The 18137-nt window shown below is 66.1% G+C and carries 17 protein-coding genes; 4 read left to right on the forward strand and 13 right to left on the reverse strand.

From position 1 onward, the window contains the following. The first annotated feature begins 26 nt into the window (after positions 1-26). Entirely contained in the window at positions 27-692 is a 666-nt protein-coding gene (locus IFU00_14045; GenBank protein MBD8543403.1) for a TetR/AcrR family transcriptional regulator, read from the forward strand. Here the strand turns inward: IFU00_14045 and IFU00_14050 are convergent. Beyond that, positions 635-1459 carry a helix-turn-helix domain-containing protein gene (locus IFU00_14050; GenBank protein MBD8543404.1) on the reverse strand — a complete coding sequence of 275 codons (825 nt, stop codon included), beginning with the start codon at positions 1457-1459 and terminating at the stop codon, positions 635-637. The two genes, IFU00_14045 and IFU00_14050, sit on opposite strands and share 58 nt — an antisense overlap. An 89-nt stretch (positions 1460-1548) precedes the next feature. Here IFU00_14050 and IFU00_14055 point away from each other — a divergent pair, with 89 nt between their 5' ends. Next, positions 1549-2442, forward strand: coding sequence for an SDR family oxidoreductase (locus IFU00_14055; protein MBD8543405.1), 894 nt, complete (start codon positions 1549-1551; stop codon positions 2440-2442). 13 nt (positions 2443-2455) lie between these two features. Here IFU00_14055 and chrA read toward each other — a convergent pair whose 3' ends face one another. The 10 genes from chrA to IFU00_14105 form a co-directional block, all read right to left on the reverse strand. Beyond that, entirely contained in the window at positions 2456-3631 is a 1176-nt protein-coding gene (gene chrA / locus IFU00_14060) for a chromate efflux transporter (GenBank protein ID MBD8543406.1), read from the reverse strand. Between the two features lie 62 nt (positions 3632-3693). After that, complete coding sequence (locus IFU00_14065; GenBank protein MBD8543407.1) at positions 3694-4467, reverse strand: response regulator transcription factor; 774 nt, start codon at positions 4465-4467, stop codon at positions 3694-3696. Between the two features lie 31 nt (positions 4468-4498). Further along, positions 4499-5404, reverse strand: a complete 906-nt coding sequence (locus IFU00_14070) for a histidine kinase (GenBank protein MBD8543408.1) — start codon at positions 5402-5404, stop codon at positions 4499-4501. Positions 5405-5407: 3 nt separating this feature from the next. Then, entirely contained in the window at positions 5408-5686 is a 279-nt protein-coding gene (locus tag IFU00_14075; protein ID MBD8543409.1) for a hypothetical protein, read from the reverse strand. Between the two features lie 161 nt (positions 5687-5847). Beyond that, complete coding sequence (locus IFU00_14080; GenBank protein ID MBD8543410.1) at positions 5848-6462, reverse strand: energy transducer TonB; 615 nt, start codon at positions 6460-6462, stop codon at positions 5848-5850. 20 nt (positions 6463-6482) lie between these two features. After that, positions 6483-7046, reverse strand: coding sequence for a GNAT family N-acetyltransferase (locus tag IFU00_14085; protein ID MBD8543411.1), 564 nt, complete (start codon positions 7044-7046; stop codon positions 6483-6485). A 103-nt stretch (positions 7047-7149) separates the two neighbouring features. After that, a complete protein-coding gene (locus tag IFU00_14090) occupies positions 7150-7530 on the reverse strand; it encodes a hypothetical protein (protein MBD8543412.1) in 381 nt (126 codons plus the stop codon). 53 nt (positions 7531-7583) lie between these two features. Continuing rightward, complete coding sequence (locus IFU00_14095) at positions 7584-8306, reverse strand: hypothetical protein (GenBank protein MBD8543413.1); 723 nt, start codon at positions 8304-8306, stop codon at positions 7584-7586. 86 nt (positions 8307-8392) lie between these two features. Further along, on the reverse strand, positions 8393-10150 hold the full coding sequence (locus IFU00_14100; GenBank protein ID MBD8543414.1) for an allantoate amidohydrolase: 1758 nt from the start codon (positions 10148-10150) through the stop codon (positions 8393-8395). Positions 10151-10248: 98 nt separating this feature from the next. Beyond that, complete coding sequence (locus tag IFU00_14105; GenBank protein MBD8543415.1) at positions 10249-11187, reverse strand: LysR family transcriptional regulator; 939 nt, start codon at positions 11185-11187, stop codon at positions 10249-10251. A gap of 162 nt (positions 11188-11349) precedes the next feature. Here IFU00_14105 and IFU00_14110 point away from each other — a divergent pair, with 162 nt between their 5' ends. Then, on the forward strand, positions 11350-12594 hold the full coding sequence (locus IFU00_14110; GenBank protein ID MBD8543416.1) for a urate hydroxylase PuuD: 1245 nt from the start codon (positions 11350-11352) through the stop codon (positions 12592-12594). Then, positions 12591-13826 carry a M20/M25/M40 family metallo-hydrolase gene (locus IFU00_14115; GenBank protein MBD8543417.1) on the forward strand — a complete coding sequence of 412 codons (1236 nt, stop codon included), beginning with the start codon at positions 12591-12593 and terminating at the stop codon, positions 13824-13826. Before IFU00_14110 ends, IFU00_14115 begins: the two co-directional genes overlap by 4 nt. Before the next feature lie 4 nt (positions 13827-13830). Here IFU00_14115 and IFU00_14120 read toward each other — a convergent pair whose 3' ends face one another. Next, positions 13831-15525: a VWA domain-containing protein gene (locus tag IFU00_14120; GenBank protein MBD8543418.1), complete on the reverse strand. Its 1695-nt coding sequence runs from the start codon at positions 15523-15525 to the stop codon at positions 13831-13833. A 122-nt stretch (positions 15526-15647) separates the two neighbouring features. Further along, positions 15648-18038, reverse strand: coding sequence for a S9 family peptidase (locus IFU00_14125; protein ID MBD8543419.1), 2391 nt, complete (start codon positions 18036-18038; stop codon positions 15648-15650). Between the last annotated feature and the right edge of the window lie 99 nt (positions 18039-18137).

Here is an 18137-nt window from a genome sequence, read left to right on the forward strand (position 1 = left end):
TGGAAGTATTCGACGAGGAGACTACGATGGCGCAGATGGGCCGACCCCGACAATTCGATCGCAATGCCGCGCTGACCACGGCCATGCATCTATTCTGGGAACATGGTTACGAGGCGACGTCGCTCGCCCGGCTGAAGACCGCACTAGGTATTTCCGCGCCAAGTTTCTATGCGGCGTTCGGTTCGAAAGAAGCCCTGTTCCAGGAAACCGTGCGCTGCTATCTGAGCACGCACGGCACCGTCACCGACTGTCTGTGGGATACCGGAATGGCGCCGCGTCTGGCCATCGAGACGGCGTTGCGTCGCTCGGCCGCCATGCAGGCGGGAAGCGGCCATCCCACCGGATGCATGGTGGTGCTGGGCGTCGTGGGCACCGGCTGCGATGCCGATGCTACGCTGACTGCTGCGCTGGACGCGTCGCGCGCCCGTACCGGCGCCGGCATGCTGGCCTGCGTCGAGCGCGGCATTGCGCAAGGTGAACTGCGCCCGGATACCGAGCCTCGCGCACTGGCGACGGTGTTCGAGAGTTTTCTTCTTGGATTGACGACGCTGGCACGCGACGGCGTTTCAGCTGCGGCGATGGATGCCGCGATCACGCAGGTCCTGCGCCTGTGGGACCTGGCATGCGTGCAACCTCAGCCAGTCGATAACGCCACGATCCGCGCCGCATCCTCCGGCGTTGCCGGGTTGTAGACGACCATCGACAGGTCCGGGCGGCTATCGACGGCAAACGATGAATATTCCAGTGCGAGCCAGCCGGCCACCGGATGGCGCAACTGCTTCGTGCCTTCGCCGTAGGTGCCGACATCCCGGCTTTGCCACAGCGCGTCGAAATCCGGGCTGCGCTGGCGCAGCTCACGGACCAGCGGGTCCGAATGGACGTCGACACCAGCGCGCGTCATGTCGGCCCGGAAGGCTGCGACGACGAACCGCGCCACGCTGTCCCAGTCGCGCTGGGCGGCGCGCGTGGCGGGGTCACAAAAGATGCGGCGCAGGATGTTGCGTTGCTCGGGTGTGGCGCTGTCGTAGCCGAACACCGCCGCAGCGGCGCGGTTCCAGGCGACCACATCCCAACTGGCGGTCTTGACGAAGGCCGGACTCGCGGGCAATGCATCGAGTACGCGCTGGATGCGCGGCGAGATTGCCGCGTGCGGTGCATGGTGCGGCGCCGGTGGCCGGCCCAGGGCCAGCAGGAACAGGTGTTCGCGCTCAGCGCCGGTGAGCATCAGCGCCCGCGCGATGCGCCCGGCGACCTCGGCCGACGGGGCACCGCCCCGGCCCTGTTCCAGCCAGGTGTACCAGGTGGTGCTGATGCTGGCGCGCTGCGCGACTTCTTCGCGCCGCAGGCCTGGCGTGCGTCGGCGCATGCTGCCCAGCCCGAGCGCTGCCGGATCGAGGCGGGCGCGGCGGTCTTTCAGGTAGCTGCCCAGCGGATTGTCGCGGCTCGTTGCCCCATCCATCCTGTTACCTCTTATACCCGTATAAAGTCACTACTTTACCCGGATACGCAGCCCGTCGATAGTGGACATCTACCCAACAGGAGGATGTCATGCATGTATTCATTACCGGTGCGACCGGATTCGTCGGCACTGCCGTGGTACAGGATGTACTCGCCGCCGGCCATACCGTCACCGGCCTGACGCGGTCGGAAGGCGGCGCGGCGGCGCTGTCCGCGCTAGGCGTGCGGGCGTGGCGCGGCACGCTCGACGATGTCGAGGGACTGCGCGACGCAGTCGCGGCGGTCGATGGCGTAATCCATACCGCGTTCGATCACGACTTTTCACGGTACGCCGCCAACTGCGCGCAGGACCGGCGCGCGATCGAGGCACTGGGCGCGGCGCTCAAGGGCTCGAATCGTCCGTTGATTGTGACGTCAGGCATGGTGCTCGATGTGCAGGGCAGACCGGCAACCGAAGAGGATGTGACGTTCCCGCTCAGCCCGGCGTATCCGCGTGCATCGGAACATGCTGCCAGCGCGCTGGTCGCGCGCGGTGTGAATGCGTCGGTCGTGCGCCTGCCGCCATCCGTGCACGGTGAGGGCGATCACGGCCTGGTGCCGATGATGATCGGTTTCGCCCGCACGAAAAGGGTGGCGGCATTTGTCGACGATGGCGCCAACCGCTGGTCGTCGGTGCATCGTCTGGATGCCGCGCGCGTGTTTCGCCTGGCGCTCGAGCGCGCCGTCCCGGGTGCGCGCTATCACGCCGTGGCCGAGGAGGGCGTGCCGTTTCACGAGATTGCAGCGGCGATCGGTCGGCGCCTGGGCGTGCCGGTGACGGGTATCGCGCGTGCTGCAGCAGCGCAGCACTTTGGCGCGCTGGCGCATTTCGCCGGCATGGACGTGCCGGCATCGTGTAGCTGGACGCGCGAGGTGCTCGATTGGCATCCACGCCAGGGCACGCTGATGGAGGATGTCGACAGCACGCGTTATTTCCCTGCTTGATGGGAGACGCTTGTCAGACCATCGTCATCAGTACGCCGGTTGCGGCGGCCAGGGCCACGACCAGCCAGGCCGGGGCGCGCCACGTCACCAGCAGCAGGAAGCAGCCCAGCGCCACGGCGGCGTCACGCAGGTCGAGCACGGCGCTCGTCCACACGGGGTTGTACAGCGCCGCGCCGAGGATGCCCACGACGGCGGCATTCGCGCCCATGACCACGTGGCGCAGCGCGCGCTGGCGCTGCAGTCGGGCCCAGAATGGCAGCGCGCCGTAGACGAGCAACAGGCCCGGCAGGAACAATGCTACCAGCGCCACGCAGGCGCCGCCGACGGCGGTGGCGCTCATCCCGGCCTGCGCGCCAAGGAATGCGGCAAATGCAAACAGCGGCCCGGGCAGCGCCTGGGCCATCCCATACCCCGACAGGAACGTTTCGCTGGCGATCCAGCCGCTGGCAACGGTTTCGGCCTGCAGCAACGGCAACACCACGTGCCCGCCGCCGAACACGAGCGCGCCCGACCGGTAGAAGGCGTCAAACAAGGCGAGTGGCCGGTACTGCGTGGCAGCGGCGGAGACGGGCAACAGCACGAACAGCAAACCACACAGGACCAGCGCGGCCACGCCGCCCGCCACGCGCACCGGAAACGCGAGCGGGGCAGCGCCGTGCGGTGCCTCGCCGCGGCACCAGGCCCAGCCGGCCAGCGCACCGGCCGCGATGGCAATAAACTGGCCACCGGGACCGGCAGCAACGACCACAATTGCGATGGCGGCCAGGGCAATCACCTTGCGTTGCCAGTCGGGCGTCAGCGTGCCCGCCATCCCCCACACGGCTTGCGCAACGACAGCGACCGCCACCAGTTTCAGCCCGTGCACCGCGCCAGTGGCCAGTGGGCCGGTCGTGACGGCGGCACCGAGCGCCCAGGCGAGCATCAGCAGCGCCGACGGCAGGGTAAAGCCGAGCCACGCGGCGCAGCCGCCCAGCACACCGCCGCCGCGCAGCACGCCCAGCGCGAAACCAACCTGGCTCGACGCCGGCCCGGGCAGGAACTGGCACAGTGCGACCAGTTCGCCATAGCGCGCGTCGTCCAGCCAGCGGCGGCGCAGGACGAATTCGTTGCGAAAGTAGCCCAGGTGGGCAATCGGGCCGCCGAATGAGCGCAGGCCCAGCATCAGGAAGATCCGGAAGATGGCGAACAGCGAACTGGCACCTGCGCCATCGGCAGCAGCGTCGGTCGTTGGGGCGGTGTGGTCGTGCACGACTACATCTGCTGGAACAGCGTGCTGTGATTGCGGCTCACTTCCAGCGCCTCGGGGTAGCCGTGCAGCGTGAGCATCTGCCGGCCACGCAGGTCGCGTCGCACTTCGGCAATCGCATCGACGCGCACCAGCGTCGAGCGGTGGATGCGCCAGAATTCGTCCGGGTCGAGCGCTTCTTCGAGTTCCTTGAGCGTCTTGCGGATCAGGTGCTGGGCGGTGGCCGTCTGCACCCGCGTGTACTTGTCGTCGGACTGGAAGAACAGTACCTCGGACGTCGCGACCATGCGCAGGCTGGTGCCCGACTGGGCCTGGATCCAGCGCAGGTACGATGGTTTCGACGAGGGCGCCGCGCGACCCAGCAGCTGGTCGCCCAGTTGCGCCAGCCGCGCCAGCTGGGCGCCGATGTCCTGCGGCTTGTGCTCGAGCTGACGGCGCAGGCGCGCCACCGTGGTATCGAGCCGCGCCAGTGTCACGGGCTTGAGCAGGTAATCGATCGCACCGTGCTCGAATGCCTCGACCGCGTACTGGTCGTAGGCGGTCGCAAATACGATGTGGCAGTCGGCGTACAACTGCCTTGCCGCGTCGATGCCGCCCATGCCCGGCATGCGGATGTCGAGGAACGCGATGTCCGGCTTGTGCTGCGCCGCCAGCGCCACCGCCTCGACCCCGTTGGCGGCTTCGGCGACGATGCGCAGCTCGGGCCACGCCTCGTGCAGGCGCGCCCGTAACTGGTCGCGCATCAGGGCTTCGTCATCGGCAATCAGGGCAGTGGGCATGGCGGAGTGCATCGCGGAGTGCATCGTAATATCAGCCGTCTTCGGTCATCCGGTAAGGCAGGCGAATCGACACGCAGGCGCCGCCTGTTACCGGTGCTTCGATCACAAGCTCGGCCTCTTTGCCGTACAACAGCGCCAGGCGTTCGCGGATATTCGCCAGGCCCACGCCGCTGCCGGCATGCAGGTTGAAGCCGACGCCGTCGTCCAGAACATCGACATGCAGCGTGGCGCCTTCGACCCGCGAGCGCACGACGATCGTGCCGCCCGCAACCTTGGGCTCGAGTCCGTGCTTGATCGCGTTCTCGATCAGCGTCTGCAGCATCATCGGCGGGAACGGCGCGCTGCCCAGAAAATCGGGCACCTCGAAGCGGACCTGGAGCCGTTCTTTCATGCGCGCCTGCATGATGGCGAGATAGGCGCGCGAGAGTTCGACCTGCTTGCCCAGCGTGCCGCCGGTGCCGCCTTTGCCCATCGACCCGCGCATCTGCGGCAGTGATGCGCGCAGGTATTCGATCAGGTGACCGTGCACGCGCGCGGCTTCCTTCGGATCGGTTTCGATCAGCTGACCAATCAGCGCCAGTGTGTTGAACAGGAAGTGCGGTTCGACCTGGGCCTGGAGCGTGGCCATCTGCGCCTCGGTCAGGCGCCGTTCGAGATTGGCCACGTCGGCCTTGCTCGACGCATCGCGCGCCAGCAGTTCGGCGCGGCGCTTGCCGCCGGCAAGTACCTTGACGCCAAACGACACCAGGATGAACCAGATCGCCGGTTCGACCAGGTTGACGAACAGGCCGGCGACGAAACCCAGGAACCAGACCAGGTACAGCTGGCGCCATTCGATCAGCGCGAGCCAGTCGAAGAAGCGCCACCACAGGGCGCCCGCTTCGCGCATGGCGTCGCGCACGAAGTCGAGCGCGCGGTTGATCTGGACCGCTGCCATGATTTATTCCCCGCTCGTGTGGCGCAGGCGGCGCTGTGGGCGGCCAAACACGGCCACGGCGACGAACTTGAGCACCAAGAGGCCAACGAACAGGGCCAGCACGATCGGCACGATGGTGACCAGCGCGGCGAGGGCGATCGCGAGTACCAGCAGCACCGGCCACGGCATGCGGGTCAGGTAGCGCGCGCCGGATTTGGCCAGGCGCCAGGTGGTGCGGCCAGCCACTTCGGCATTGCGCAGGATCGACTGGAAACGGCTGGCGGGCGTATGAATGGTTTTCACGTGTAGTCCTTTCAAAGAGTGATGACCCTACTGTAGGGATGCAGCCGGCCCAGGCCAAGGGCGATCCGACGAACGGTGCGATTTCCGGGGCGAGCGGTCGTCAGCGTGGATGAGCGGGGCACGGTTTTGGGTGTCAATACGGCGGCGCTGCACGCTGGGTGTTACGGCGCGATGAGCTTGAGCGCTTCCTGGCGCATCACGTCGAGCATGCCTGCCTGCGGCGTGCGCGCGCAGCCGGCCAGCGTCGCGTCGAACAGCGTGTCGGCCGGCGGAAAGGTGCGGCGTTCGCCTTCACGTTGAAAGCTGTAAATCAGTTTGCCAACGCTCTCGTAGAACACGGGCAGTTCGCGCAGGCTGCGTTCCGGGAACGTTGCGCTGTGGTAGGCCACATCGACATTCAGGTCGGCGCAGGTCTTGGTGGCGATGGTCCCGGTGTGATCCTTGCGGAAGCGGTACGTGACCATGCCGCTGGGGGCGCCATCCACGTCCGTGATGTCGAGTTGCCTTGCCATGCCGAGGGCCAGCGCATCGAGATCGGCCGAGCGCGACGAAGCGCGTACCGTCGCTGCGGCCTTGCGGCCCCGCGTGCCGGGCGTGAGTTCGATCATGACCATGCCCTGGACGCCGCGCCGCACGAGTGCCTGCGGATAGCTGGCGTCGCTGGCGTAGATCGTGATCTCGCGCCAGGCCGGCACCGTGGCCTGGGCCGCGACCGGTTGCGGGGCCAGCCCAAGAACCCCAAGCGCCAGGGCCGAACACGCTGCGATGGTTTTCATGGGAGGCCTTTGCATCGTCGTCAGGACGCCTTGCGCTCGTTCCAGTAATCGCGCAGCAGGCCGTAGAACACGGTGTCGGCGTATTCGCCGTGCACGCGCCAGCGCTGCGGCATGAAGCCTTCCTTGCGAAAGCCGAGTTTTTCCAGCACGTGGGCGGACGCGTCGTTGCGCGGGTCGATGTCGGCCTCGACCCGGTTGATGCCGACCTCGTTGAAGCCGTGATCGAGCACAGCTTCGATCGCTTCGCTGGCGTAGCCATTGCCCCAGTGGCCGCTGGCGATGGCGTAGCCCAGTTCGCAGCGGTTGTACTGGTTGTAGAAGTGGTGCAGGGCGACGGTACCGATCACTTCACGGCTGCCCGCCAGCTCGATGGCAAAGCGCAGCTCGGTCTCGTCGCGGTAGGCTTCGAGGGCGCGCGCGATGGCAGTCTCGGCCATCGAGATGTCGGTCCACGGCTCGGCGCTCCAGTAGCGCACGACGGCAGGGTCGGAAAAAATGGCATACAAGGCCCGTGCATCGGTGGCGGCCAGCGGGCGCAGCATCAGGCGTTGGGTGGTCAGTACAGGGGTGCTATAAGTCGACATGGGTTTGCATTGTCATAGTTGTAAGCGTTAGCATACCATCGACTCGGGGCGTGCAGACAAGCGCCATGCTGTTTACCGGTGCGATCGAAGCAGGCAGTGCGGGTCAGTCTGCGTTGGTGCGAAGGCGCGCGACCGCAGCGTTGATGCGGGCGGCCGCCGCGTGGGCATCGGGCACGCCGATCACGAGGCGTGTCCATTCATGGTCTGCCAGTTCGATGACGATGGTGTGCAGCTTGCGCCGCGTGAAAACGAACTGCCTGTCGCCTGCCTTGAGAAAGGTGCCGGCCGCGACGACGAATGGGATATGTGTTCCGGGGAGGCGCAGGCCCAGCCTGAATCCGCTTGGGCCGCCGTAACCATCGTCCCGGATGACGCTGCGAACCTGCGTGAGCGGAACATGCACATCCGCGCTCAAGGCCATCATCTGTTCCCATTTTCCCATTCGAACGATGAGTTCGTGATCGGTCAGTTCAAGTTGCGGCATTCTTGCTCCTTGCGGGTCAGGTGCAACCAACGCGCGACGACACCGTGCAGCAATCACGGTGCTGGCGCAGGCTTGACGTCGATCGGTATGGTCACCACGGGCGTTTGTGCGGACGCGGTGCCCGGCTTCCAGGGCGGATTGATGACCTTGATATCGCGTACGCCCAGCCGGGTAAAGTCGTCGAGCGAATAGGTCCAGCCAAGTGCGTCCGGATTTTTGTCGTAATACGGTTTGTACTGATCACCTTGACCGAGTGTGCTGAGATCGGTGCGTACGCCAATCGTTGTATAAAACTCGGCTTCACGGCGACCATTCTGGACGCGGAGTTTCTCGATGTCTTCCAGGAAAGCCTTTCGCTGGGTAGCAGTCAGCGCGTCGTCCAGTTCGATCTTCAATGGACCGCCGGGCCCACCGTGATAGCCAACCATGGCGAAGTTGCTGACGATCTTTTTCACTGCGGCGGGGAACACGTAATTGGCGCAGGAAGAAAAGCAGAATTCCATGACCCTGACATTCAGCTTGTGCGCATGCACCCAGGCGCCAAGTTCCATGCCGGGATTGATGTCGCCGCCAGGGCTGCGGATCGACAGGGTCGTGGGCTTTTTCGCCAGTTGTTCGTACAGCGCAAAGAGCCGCTGATTTGCGGCGCTGTCGACGGAGCCGATGTACTCGAGCTGCCCGTTACTGTAAAAGACCTGCGTCGTTTCTACCTCGGCAGCAAGCGTAGAAAATGACAAGCTCGCAAGGAGAGCGCCGTACAAAGCAGATGCGCGCATGGAATCCTGACTGATGTGACGATTCAAAAATAGTAGCAAATGCCCGTGCGCGCGTCGAAGGGAAGTGCATCACCTTCGGCGCGCTCTCACCTGTGCGCGTCGCTGACCTGTTCCAGGAAGTCCAGCAGTACCCGCCCTGCGATATCGGCGTCATCCGCCGTCATCGTCTCGAGCGGATTATGACTGATCCCGCCGTTGCCGCAGCGGACGAACAGCATCGCCACGTCGGTCACCTGCGCCATGCGCATGGCGTCGTGGCCGGCGCCGGATGGCAGGTCGAAGCGGGGCAGGCCGGCCCGTTCCACCGCTGCGCCCAGCTGCGCCATCAGGCGCGGCGCGCACGGCACGGCGTCGATCTCCAGCAGCTTGACCCGCCGCTCGCCGATACCGCGCGCGGCGCAGATGGCGCTGATGCCGGCCAGGATATCGGCCACTGCGGCCAGGCGCACCGCATCGTCGGCGGCGCGGATATCAAGGGACAGGCGACACGCGCCGGGGATCACGTTGACCGAGCCGCCCGGCACCTCGAGCTGGCCGACCGTGCCGACCAGGGCCGCGCCCTGGCGGCAGCGCGCTTCCACCAGCAGCACGATCTCGGCGGCGGCGGCGGCCGCATCGCGCCGCATGCCCATCGGCGTGGTGCCGGCATGGCTCGCCACACCGCGCAGTTCGACGATATAGCGCGAGCTGCCGGCAATCGCGCTCACTACGCCCAATGCCAGGCCACGTTCGAGCAGCACCGGGCCTTGTTCGATGTGGACTTCGACGAAGCCGAGGAGCGACGCCGGATCGCGTGCGATGCTGGCGATATCCGAGTGGTCGTGGCCAGCCTGCGCCAGCGCGTCGCCCAGCGTGACGCCTTCGCTGTCGACGGCGTGCAATAAACCCATGTCGAAGCTGCCCGCAATGGCGCTGCTGCCCAGGAAGGTGCTTTGATACCGCACGCCTTCTTCTTCGGCAAACGCGATCACCTCCAGGTCGTAGGGCAGGCGCTGGCCGCGCGCGTGCAGGTCGGCGACGACGGCGATCGGCAGCAGGATGCCCAGGCGCCCGTCGTACTTGCCGCCATCGCGCACGGTGTCGTAGTGCGAACCGGTTGCCAGCGTTTTTGCCGCCGGCTGCGCGGCGGCGTAGCGGCCGACGACATTGCCCACCGCGTCGATGTGGGCCGTCATGCCGGCTTCGCGCATCCAGCCGGCGATGCACGCGGCGGTGCGCCGGTGGGCCGGCGTCATGTAGGCGCAGGTCAGGTTCGTTTCAACGTCACTGATGGCGCCCAGCGTTTCGCACCAGTCCATCACGCGCGCGCCAAGTGACGGTGTCACACCCAGCAGCGCGTTCAGCCGGATCTCGGCGATGCGGTGCACCTGGCGCAGCGCCTCGCGCAGCTCGTCGCCGCGTGCATTGCCGATGCGCCGCTCGAAGGTGGCGATGATGGCCTGGCGTGACAGCCCCTGGCCGGTCGGGCCCTTGACCGCAAGGATGAACGGAAAGCCGAAGCGGCCGTTGTAGTCGGCATTGAGCGCGTGCAGCTGCGCGTACTCGTGCGGCGTGCAGCGGTCCAGTCCCGAACTGGCTTGCTCGCTCGTGGATTCGGCGGTCAGGGCGCCGGCGATCGCCGCCTTGCCGGCCAGCTCCGGGTGGGCGCGCAGCAGCGCCAGTTGTTCGTCGATGCTGGCCGCATCCACCACCGACTGCAAGGCGCGCTTGAGCGCAGCCAGGCTGGCGAACGGGCGGGCCTGCGCTGCGCGCGCGGCGATCCAGGGCGAATGTTCGTAGATGCCGCGCAGGGCCTCGACAAAGCCGGTGGCCTCGCATGCGTTCAGCGTCGCGATCGTGGTCATGTGCGCTCCATGGTGGTCAAGCGGTCGATCATACGGTCTCGCGGTGGCTGCGCCCATATCGCCCGGCGGATGGCTGCCAGCAGCCTGCGCATATAGAACTAGCCCTGCACCAGGGCGCGCGCCGCGCTGCTGACCTGGTCGCGCAGCCATTTGTGCTCGGTCGACTGGTGCACGCGCTGGTGCCACAACTGATAAAAGCGCATCGGCGGAAACTTCACCGGCACCGTGAAGCTTTTCAAAGGCAGCGTCTTCTCGTAGGCGCGGATGAACTGGCGGCCGGTGGTCAGGACCAGGTCACTTTGCGTGAGCATGTACGGGATCACGCCGAAGTAGGGCGACTCCACCGCCACGCGGCGCTGCAAGCCGAGGCGTTCGAGATGCGCGTCGATCACGCCGTGGTACCCGGGCAGCATCTGGGTCGGAGCAACGTGGGGCAGGTCTAGATAATCCTCGAGCGTCATCGCGTCCGGCGCCGTGCGCCGCGCATACGGACTGTCGGCGCGCATCGTGCAGATGATCGGGTCTTCAAACAGCTTCGAGATGTGCAGGTGCGCCGGCGGCTCGTCCCAGTTGGCGATCACCAGGTCCATGTCGCCGTCCGAGAGCATGCGCAGGTAATCCTGGCCCGGCCCCAGCGCATGGATCACGACCTTGCTGCCGGGCGAACCGCGGCGCAGCAGCGCCACCACATTGGGCAGGAAGCGCGCATCGAGGTAATCCGGCGCGGCGATGTGGAAGGTGCGCGTAGCGTCTTCAGGCAGGAACGGCGCCTTGCGCACGAACAGGCTCTCGGCTTCATCCAGAATGCGCTTGGCGGGCTTGAGCAGACCCTCGCCGTGCTGTGTCGGCACCATGCCGCGCGCGCCGCGCACGAGGATTGGATCGCCCGTCAGCTCGCGCAGCTTGCGCAGCGACGCCGAGATCGACGGCTGCGGCTGATTCAGTTTGAGCGCCACGCGCGAGACGTTTTTCTCCACCAGCAGCAGGTAGAGGATGCGGATCAGGTGCAGGTCGAGGTTGCGGGGAAGGCTGGACATGGCCGTGAAGTCTTCGTTGTATATCGAGTTGGATATGTCGAATATACGCCGATTTTGTTGTTGCAGAAATGGAAATCAGCGTATCGTCAAGCCGTCGGTCGCCGTGGTTGCACTGGCGCGCTCGCGTAGTTCCCCTTGAATCTGCGACCCTGAAGGACGCCCATGTTCGACCCCGGATACCTGGCCCCCTACGTTCTCGAATGGCTCAATCTGCTGGTGCGCTGGCTGCACATCATCACCGGCATTGCCTGGATCGGCGCATCGTTCTACTTCGTCTGGCTCGACAACACGATCAAGCCGCCGGCGCCCGGTTCGGACCTCGAGCGCAAGGGCGTGGCCGGCGAGCTGTGGGCCGTGCACGGCGGCGGCTTCTACAACCCGCAAAAATACCTGGTGGCGCCTGCCGAATTGCCAAAGGAGCTGCACTGGTTCAAGTGGGAAGCCTATTCCACGTGGCTGTCGGGCTTTGCGCTCCTGACCATCGTGTATTACATAAATGCGAAAGCGATGATGATCGACCGCAGCGTGGCCGATTTGTCGAGTGGGCAGGCGATCGGCATCGGCATCGGCAGCCTGGTCGTGGGCTGGATCGTCTACGATCTGCTGTGCCGCTCTCCGCTGGTGCAGCGCCAGCTGGCGTTTGGCGCGACGGTCTTCTTGTTATTGGTCGGCAGCAGCTGGGTGCTTACGCACCTGCTCAGCGGTCGCGCGGCCTACCTGCACGTGGGCGCGATGATCGGCACGATGATGGTGGCAAACGTGGCGATGCTGATCATTCCCGGCCAGCGCAAGATGGTGAATGCCATGCTGGCGGGGCAGAAGCCCGATCCGGTCCACGGCATCAAGGCCAAGCAGCGCAGCGTCCACAACAATTACTTCACATTGCCGGTGCTGTTCATCATGATCAGCAACCACTACGCGATGACCTACAACCACCCGCACGCATGGGCGGTGCTGGGCGTGATCATGCTGGCCGGCGTGTTGATCCGCCACTTCTTCAACCTGCGCCACAAGGGCCGCATCGAATGGCGGTACCCGGTGGCGGGGGCCGCGCTGCTGCTGGGTCTTGGCGTGCTGCTGGCACCAGCCCGGCCGGTACGCGTCGATCCGGTCGTTACCACTGCGACCACCGACGCCGCCCGCTTTGCCGAGGTCCGCACGATCATGGGCGCGCGCTGCGTCTCGTGCCATGCAGCGCAACCGACGCAGCCCGGTTTTGCGGCCGCGCCGCTGGGCGTCATGCTCGAAACGCCGGAACAGATCGGCCAACACGCTGCGCGCATCTACCAGCAGACGGTGCAAACCAGGGCCATGCCACTGGCGAATCTGACCCACATGACCGATGCCGAACGCGCCGTGGTTCAAGCCTGGTTCGAGTCCGGCGCCAAAACAGGAAACACGCCATGAACGCATTGCAGACACGCCTGACCGACTGGATCGACGCCCACTTCGATGACGAAGTAGGCTTTCTGCAGGCCGTCGTGCGGATTCCCACCGATACGCCACCGGGCAACAACGCGCCGCACGCCGAGGCCGTGGCCGACATGCTGGAGCGCGCCGGCTGGCCAGTCGAGCGGCATGCGGTGCCGTCGCAGCAGGTGATCGACTACGGCCTGGAAAGCATCACGAACCTGATCGTGCGCCGGCCGTACGGCGGAGCCCGGCCGACGCTGGCGCTCAATGCGCATGGCGACGTCGTGCCGCCGGGCGAGGGCTGGACCCATCCGCCGTATGGCGCCGTGATCGAAGACGGCTACCTGTACGGGCGCGCGGCGGCCGTATCGAAAAGCGACTTTGCCACCTATGTGTTCGCGGTGCGCGCGCTCGAAGCACTGGGCGCGCCGCTGCGTGGCGGCGTCGAGCTGCACTTTACCTATGATGAAGAATTTGGCGGGCTGCTGGGGCCGGGCTGGCTGCTGGAGCAGGGCCTGACGCAGCCCGACTACGTGATCGCCGCCGGTTTTGGCTACAGCATCATCACCGCGCACAACGCCTGCCTGCAGCTGGAAGTGACGGTGCACGGCAAGGCCGGCCATGGCGCGATGCCTGAAACCGCGGTCGATGCGCTGCAGGCAGCCACGCGGGTGCTCAATGCCATCTACGGCGACCTGCCACGGCTCAAGACCATCAAGTCGGGCGTGCCCGGCATCGATTCGCCGACGATGCTGGTCGGGCGCATCGATGGCGGCACGAATACCAATGTGGTGCCGGGCAAGGTGGTGCTCAAGCTCGACCGGCGCATGATTCCCGAAGAAGACCCGGTCGCCGTCGAAGCGCAGGTGCGCGCGCTGATCACGGACGCGGTGGCCGGCATGCCGGGCATCCGGCTCGAGATCCGGCGCCTGCTGCTGTCGCAGGCATTGCGCCCGCTGCCCGGCGCGCAGCTGCTGGTGGAGAGCCTGCGCCGCAACGCACACGCCGTGCTGGGCAAAGCGATTCCCGCCGTCGGCACGCCGCTGTATGCCGATGCGCGGCTATATGGGGAGCGTGGCATTCCGGCCGTCCTGTATGGCGCCGGGCCGCGCACGGTCATGGAGGCGAATGCGAAGAAGGCCGACGAGCGGCTGGCGCTGGAAGACTTGCGCCGCGCCACCAAGGTGGTGGCGCTGACGCTGCTGGACATGCTGGGCGCGCCGTGAACGGTCAAGGCCGCCCGGTTGCCCCGGCCTGGCCCAGCGATTCCGCCATCCGCACGAGCTTCACGAACTCGGCACGATAACCGTCCGGATCCGCGCCCCGTGCGTCGTTCGCCAGCGTCGCGATGTCCGCATAGCTGTAGTCACTGACCTGCGGCTCGCCGCGCAGGCGCTGGCCGAACGCGGTGACCGCCACGGCGAAGCGCTGGTCGGCCGGCGCGGCGGCCAGCGTGGCGCCCGCCGTTGCCGGGCGCACGGGCTGCTCGGCCAGGCGGCTCTTGCTCTCGCCCGGCAGCTTGTAGCGCACCCGCACGAACGCCAGCTCGTCACTTCTACCCGCCGGGACGGCTTTCTTGGCGGCGCCGTAGCGCAGCGGGTCGACCAGTTTCGCAGCACCCGCCGCCGGCGTGATCTCGTAGATCGCCGTCACCGTGTGGCCGGCGCCCATGTCGCCTGCATCAACCTTGTCGTCCTTGAAGTCCTGGCGCGCCAGCATGCGCGTCTCGTAGCCGATCAGGCGATAGGCCGCCACGCGGGCGGGGTTGAACTCGACCTGCATCTTGACATCGTTTGCGATCGGGAACATGGTGGAGCCAAGTTCAGCTTGCAGCGCCTTGCGCGCTTCCAGCAGCGAGTCGATGTAGGCGGCATTGCCATTGCCCGACTGCGTCAGGCGCTGGATCAGCGCATCGTTCAGGTTACCGTCGCCGACGCCGAAAATCGACAGGTAGACGCCGCTCTTGCGCTTGTCGGCGATGAGGGTTTCGAGCTGGCGCGGGTCCCTCACGCCGATATTGAAGTCGCCATCGGTGGCCAGAATGACGCGGTTGACGGCTTTCGCATCGAAGTGGCGTTGGGCCATGGCATAGGCGCGCTCCAGGCCATCGCGGCCGGCCGTGCCGCCGGCTGCCTGCAACGCATCGATGGCGTCGATGATCTTCTGCCTGTCGCTGCCCGTCGTGGGTTCGAGCGCCACTGCCGTGCCATTGGCGTAGGTAACGATCGCCACCCGGTCCTGTGCGCGCAAGCCCTTTGCAAACAGGCGAAAGCCCTGCTTGAGCAGCGGCAGGCGGTCCTGCGGGGCCATCGAGCCGGACACGTCCACCAGCAGCACGACATTCATCGGCGGCCGTTCGGCGCGCTGCAGGTCATAACCGCGCACGGCCACGTGCAGCAGCTGGTTGTCCGCATTCCACGGGCTGGGCATGATGGCCGTGGTCAGCGCGAATGGCTGACTGGCCTTGTTCGGTGCGGCATAAGCGTAGGGGAAGTAGTTCACCATTTCCTCGACCCGCACGGCGGCCGGTGGCGGCATGCGGCCGGCGTTCAGCTGGCGCCGCACATACGCATACGACGCGGTATCGACGTCGCTGCTGAAGGTGGATACGGGTTGTTCTTCGACCAGCACCGCACGGTTGGCCTGGACGTCGGGGAAGCGGTCGGCACCCGGTGCGTACTGTGGCATCGGATAGGGCATCGTGGCGACGCGACGCTGGAAGGTCGTCGGCTGCACGCCGGCGTAGCCTGAATACGAGGAGAGCGCGCTGCCGGTCATCTCGACCCGCGTCCCGGGCGCCGGCGGCGGCGGGGGCGCTGCGGTGCCATCCACTTGCAGTTGCTGGGGCGCGCTGCAGGCGGCCAGCAGCAGGGTCGCCGCAAGCAGGGGCAAGGCGGCGGGGAGGGTGGCGCGCGAGCGTGGCATGGCAGGACCTCATGACGTGATGGTTGTCATAAGGTGCACCAGCCGCGCGCCGCCGGCAATCGTGCTTACATCCTGTAATGCCTATGCAAACAGGGTATGCGCAGCGGTTGCCGGCGTGTGGATTACTTCTGCTTGAGCGAGCGCTCGAACAGCTGATAGATCCGGCGGTACTGGTCGTACCACGCTTCCGGCTGCACATAGCCATGGCGCTCGAGCGGGTAGCTCGCCATTTCCCAGTGGTCCTTCTTCATCTCGATCAGGCGCTGCGCCATGCGCACCGAGTCCTGGTACAGCACGTTATCGTCGATCATGCCGTGCGAGATCAGCAGGTGGCCCTTGAGGTTCTGCGCGTACTCGATCGGCGACGATTTTTTATATGCTTCCGGGTCGATGTCCGGCGTGTTGAGGATGTTGGCCGTGTACTCGTGGTTGTAGCTGGTCCAGTCGGTCACGGGGCGCAGCGCGGCGCCGGCCTTGAACACGTCCGGTGCGCGCATCAGGGCCATGAAGGTCATGAAGCCGCCGTAGCTGCCGCCATAGACGCCGATATTGTTGGCGTCGCCCTGCTGCTGGCCGACCAGGTATTTCACGCCGTCGAGGTAGTCGTCCAGTTCCGGGTGGCCCATCTGGCGGTAGATCGCGGTACGCCATTTGGCGCCATAGCCTTTCGAGGCGCGGTAATCCATGTCCAGCACGATGTACCCCTGCTGTACCAGCAGGTTGTGGAACATCTGCTCGCGGAAGTAGACCGGATAACGCTTGCTGACGTTCTGCAGGTAGCCGGCGCCGTGCACGAACATCACGACCGGGTAGGTCTTGCCGGCTTCGAGCTGCGCAGGCCGATACAGCTTGGCATGCACCGGATCGCCGCCGGCGCTCGATGGCACGGCCACGTACTGCGGCTCGATCCATTCACGCGCCTTGAAGTCCGGCGTGCGGGTATCGGTCAGTTTGGTGGCGGCGCCGCCCGAGACGGGCACGGTCGCGATCTGGATCGGCGTATAGCTCGACGACCAGTGCACCAGCAGCTTGTTCTGGTCCGGCGACAGGTTGAAGCGTTCGACGCCGTCGAGCTTCGTCACTTCGCGCACCGCACCGCCCCTGGCGCTCACGGCGCAGACTTCGTAGTCGCCCGGTGCTTCGTGGTTGCACAGCATGTAGGCGGTGCTGCCGTCCGCGTTCCAGCGCACGTCGCTGGCTTCCCATTTGCCCGAGGTCAGCGCGCGTGGCGCACCCGATCCCATGCTGTCCTGCGTGTACAGGTGCGAGTAGCCCGATTCTTCCGACAGGTACCACAGCGTGCGGTTATCCGGCAGCCAGCCGAATTCGGCGTTGTCGTAATTGACCCAGGCGCCATCGGTCACGCGGTTCAGGGGTTTCAGCTTGGCGTCACGCAGGTCGACGCTGGCGATCCAGCGGTCCTTGTTGTCGACCGAGCGCAGCATCACGGCGACGTTGGCGCCGTTGCTGCTCCAGTCGATCGCGTTGCGGCCACCCGAGACGACCACCGGCCGGTTGCCCTTGAGGGGATCCTTCTTGGCAGCAGCGCGCAGCGCGGCCAGCGGATCGACGGTGATGCCCGGAAGGGTGTCGAAGCCGATGTCCTTGACGGTATTGGTGCGCAGGTCGACCAGTTTCAGCGAGTGCGCTGGCGGCATATTGCGGCCCACGCGCGTGCGCACGTCTTCCGTTTCTTCGTAACCCGATTCGTTCACGTAGCGCGGCATCTTGCCCACGCGGCCCTTGTCGGCGCCCTTGGCGGCGGTGACGACCAGCAGCCAGCGGCCGTCCGGCGACAGCGAACTTGCCTCCAGCGTGACCTTGTCGCCCAGGTAGACGGGCGTTGGCGCCATCGAGGCATCGACGCGGCGCAGTTCGTCGTTGCGGGCGCGCAGCGCGTCGCGGTCATCCTTCTGGCGCTTGAGGTGCTCGATCAGGCGCAGCTCGGTCGCGCGGTAGGCGTCGTCTTCGGGGGCGTTCGGGTCCTTCGCCGCGCGCGGCAGCGCGGCCGGGCCGGTAACCCGGGTCACGCGGTCCCACACATACCAGTCGGTGCCGATGCGGTACTGCACCGAGCGCTCGTCGGCCGCGTACTGCGCGTTGCCGATGCGGCTCGCGCCGCGCGTGACCTGCACCAGTTGGCCCGATTTCAGGTCGCGCTCGAACAGGTCGTTGTTGCGGATGACCAGCATGCGCGTGTTGTTGCGGTTGTAGACCACGTCGGCGCTGTCGATCTTCGTCAGCTCGGCGTCGCTCACCATCTGCGCCTTGCCGGCGTTCGCGCCAGCCTGGAACGTGTCACGCACGGGCGAGCCGGTGCGCTTCTGCTTGTAGTACACCTGCTTGCTGTCCCAGCTGAACCAGGCGTCTTCCACCGGCGTGCCGATCCAGTCGGGATGGCTCATGGCCTGGTCGAGGGTGATGGGTGTCGGTGCTGCTGCTGCCGGCAGTGCGAACGATGCCAGCGAGGCCGCGAACGAGGCCGCAAAGAGGGTGAGTGCAGGTGTGCGCATGGGTATGTGGTAAGTGAAAGAAGGGCTTTCTGGCCAGAAATGCGAATGCATTCTAGCGCAGCCACTTGCCACGGCGCGCAGATCGGATAAGGTTTTTTT

It is taken from the genome of Oxalobacteraceae sp. CFBP 8761, assembly GCA_014841595.1.
Classification (GTDB): Bacteria; Pseudomonadota; Gammaproteobacteria; order Burkholderiales; family Burkholderiaceae_D; genus Telluria.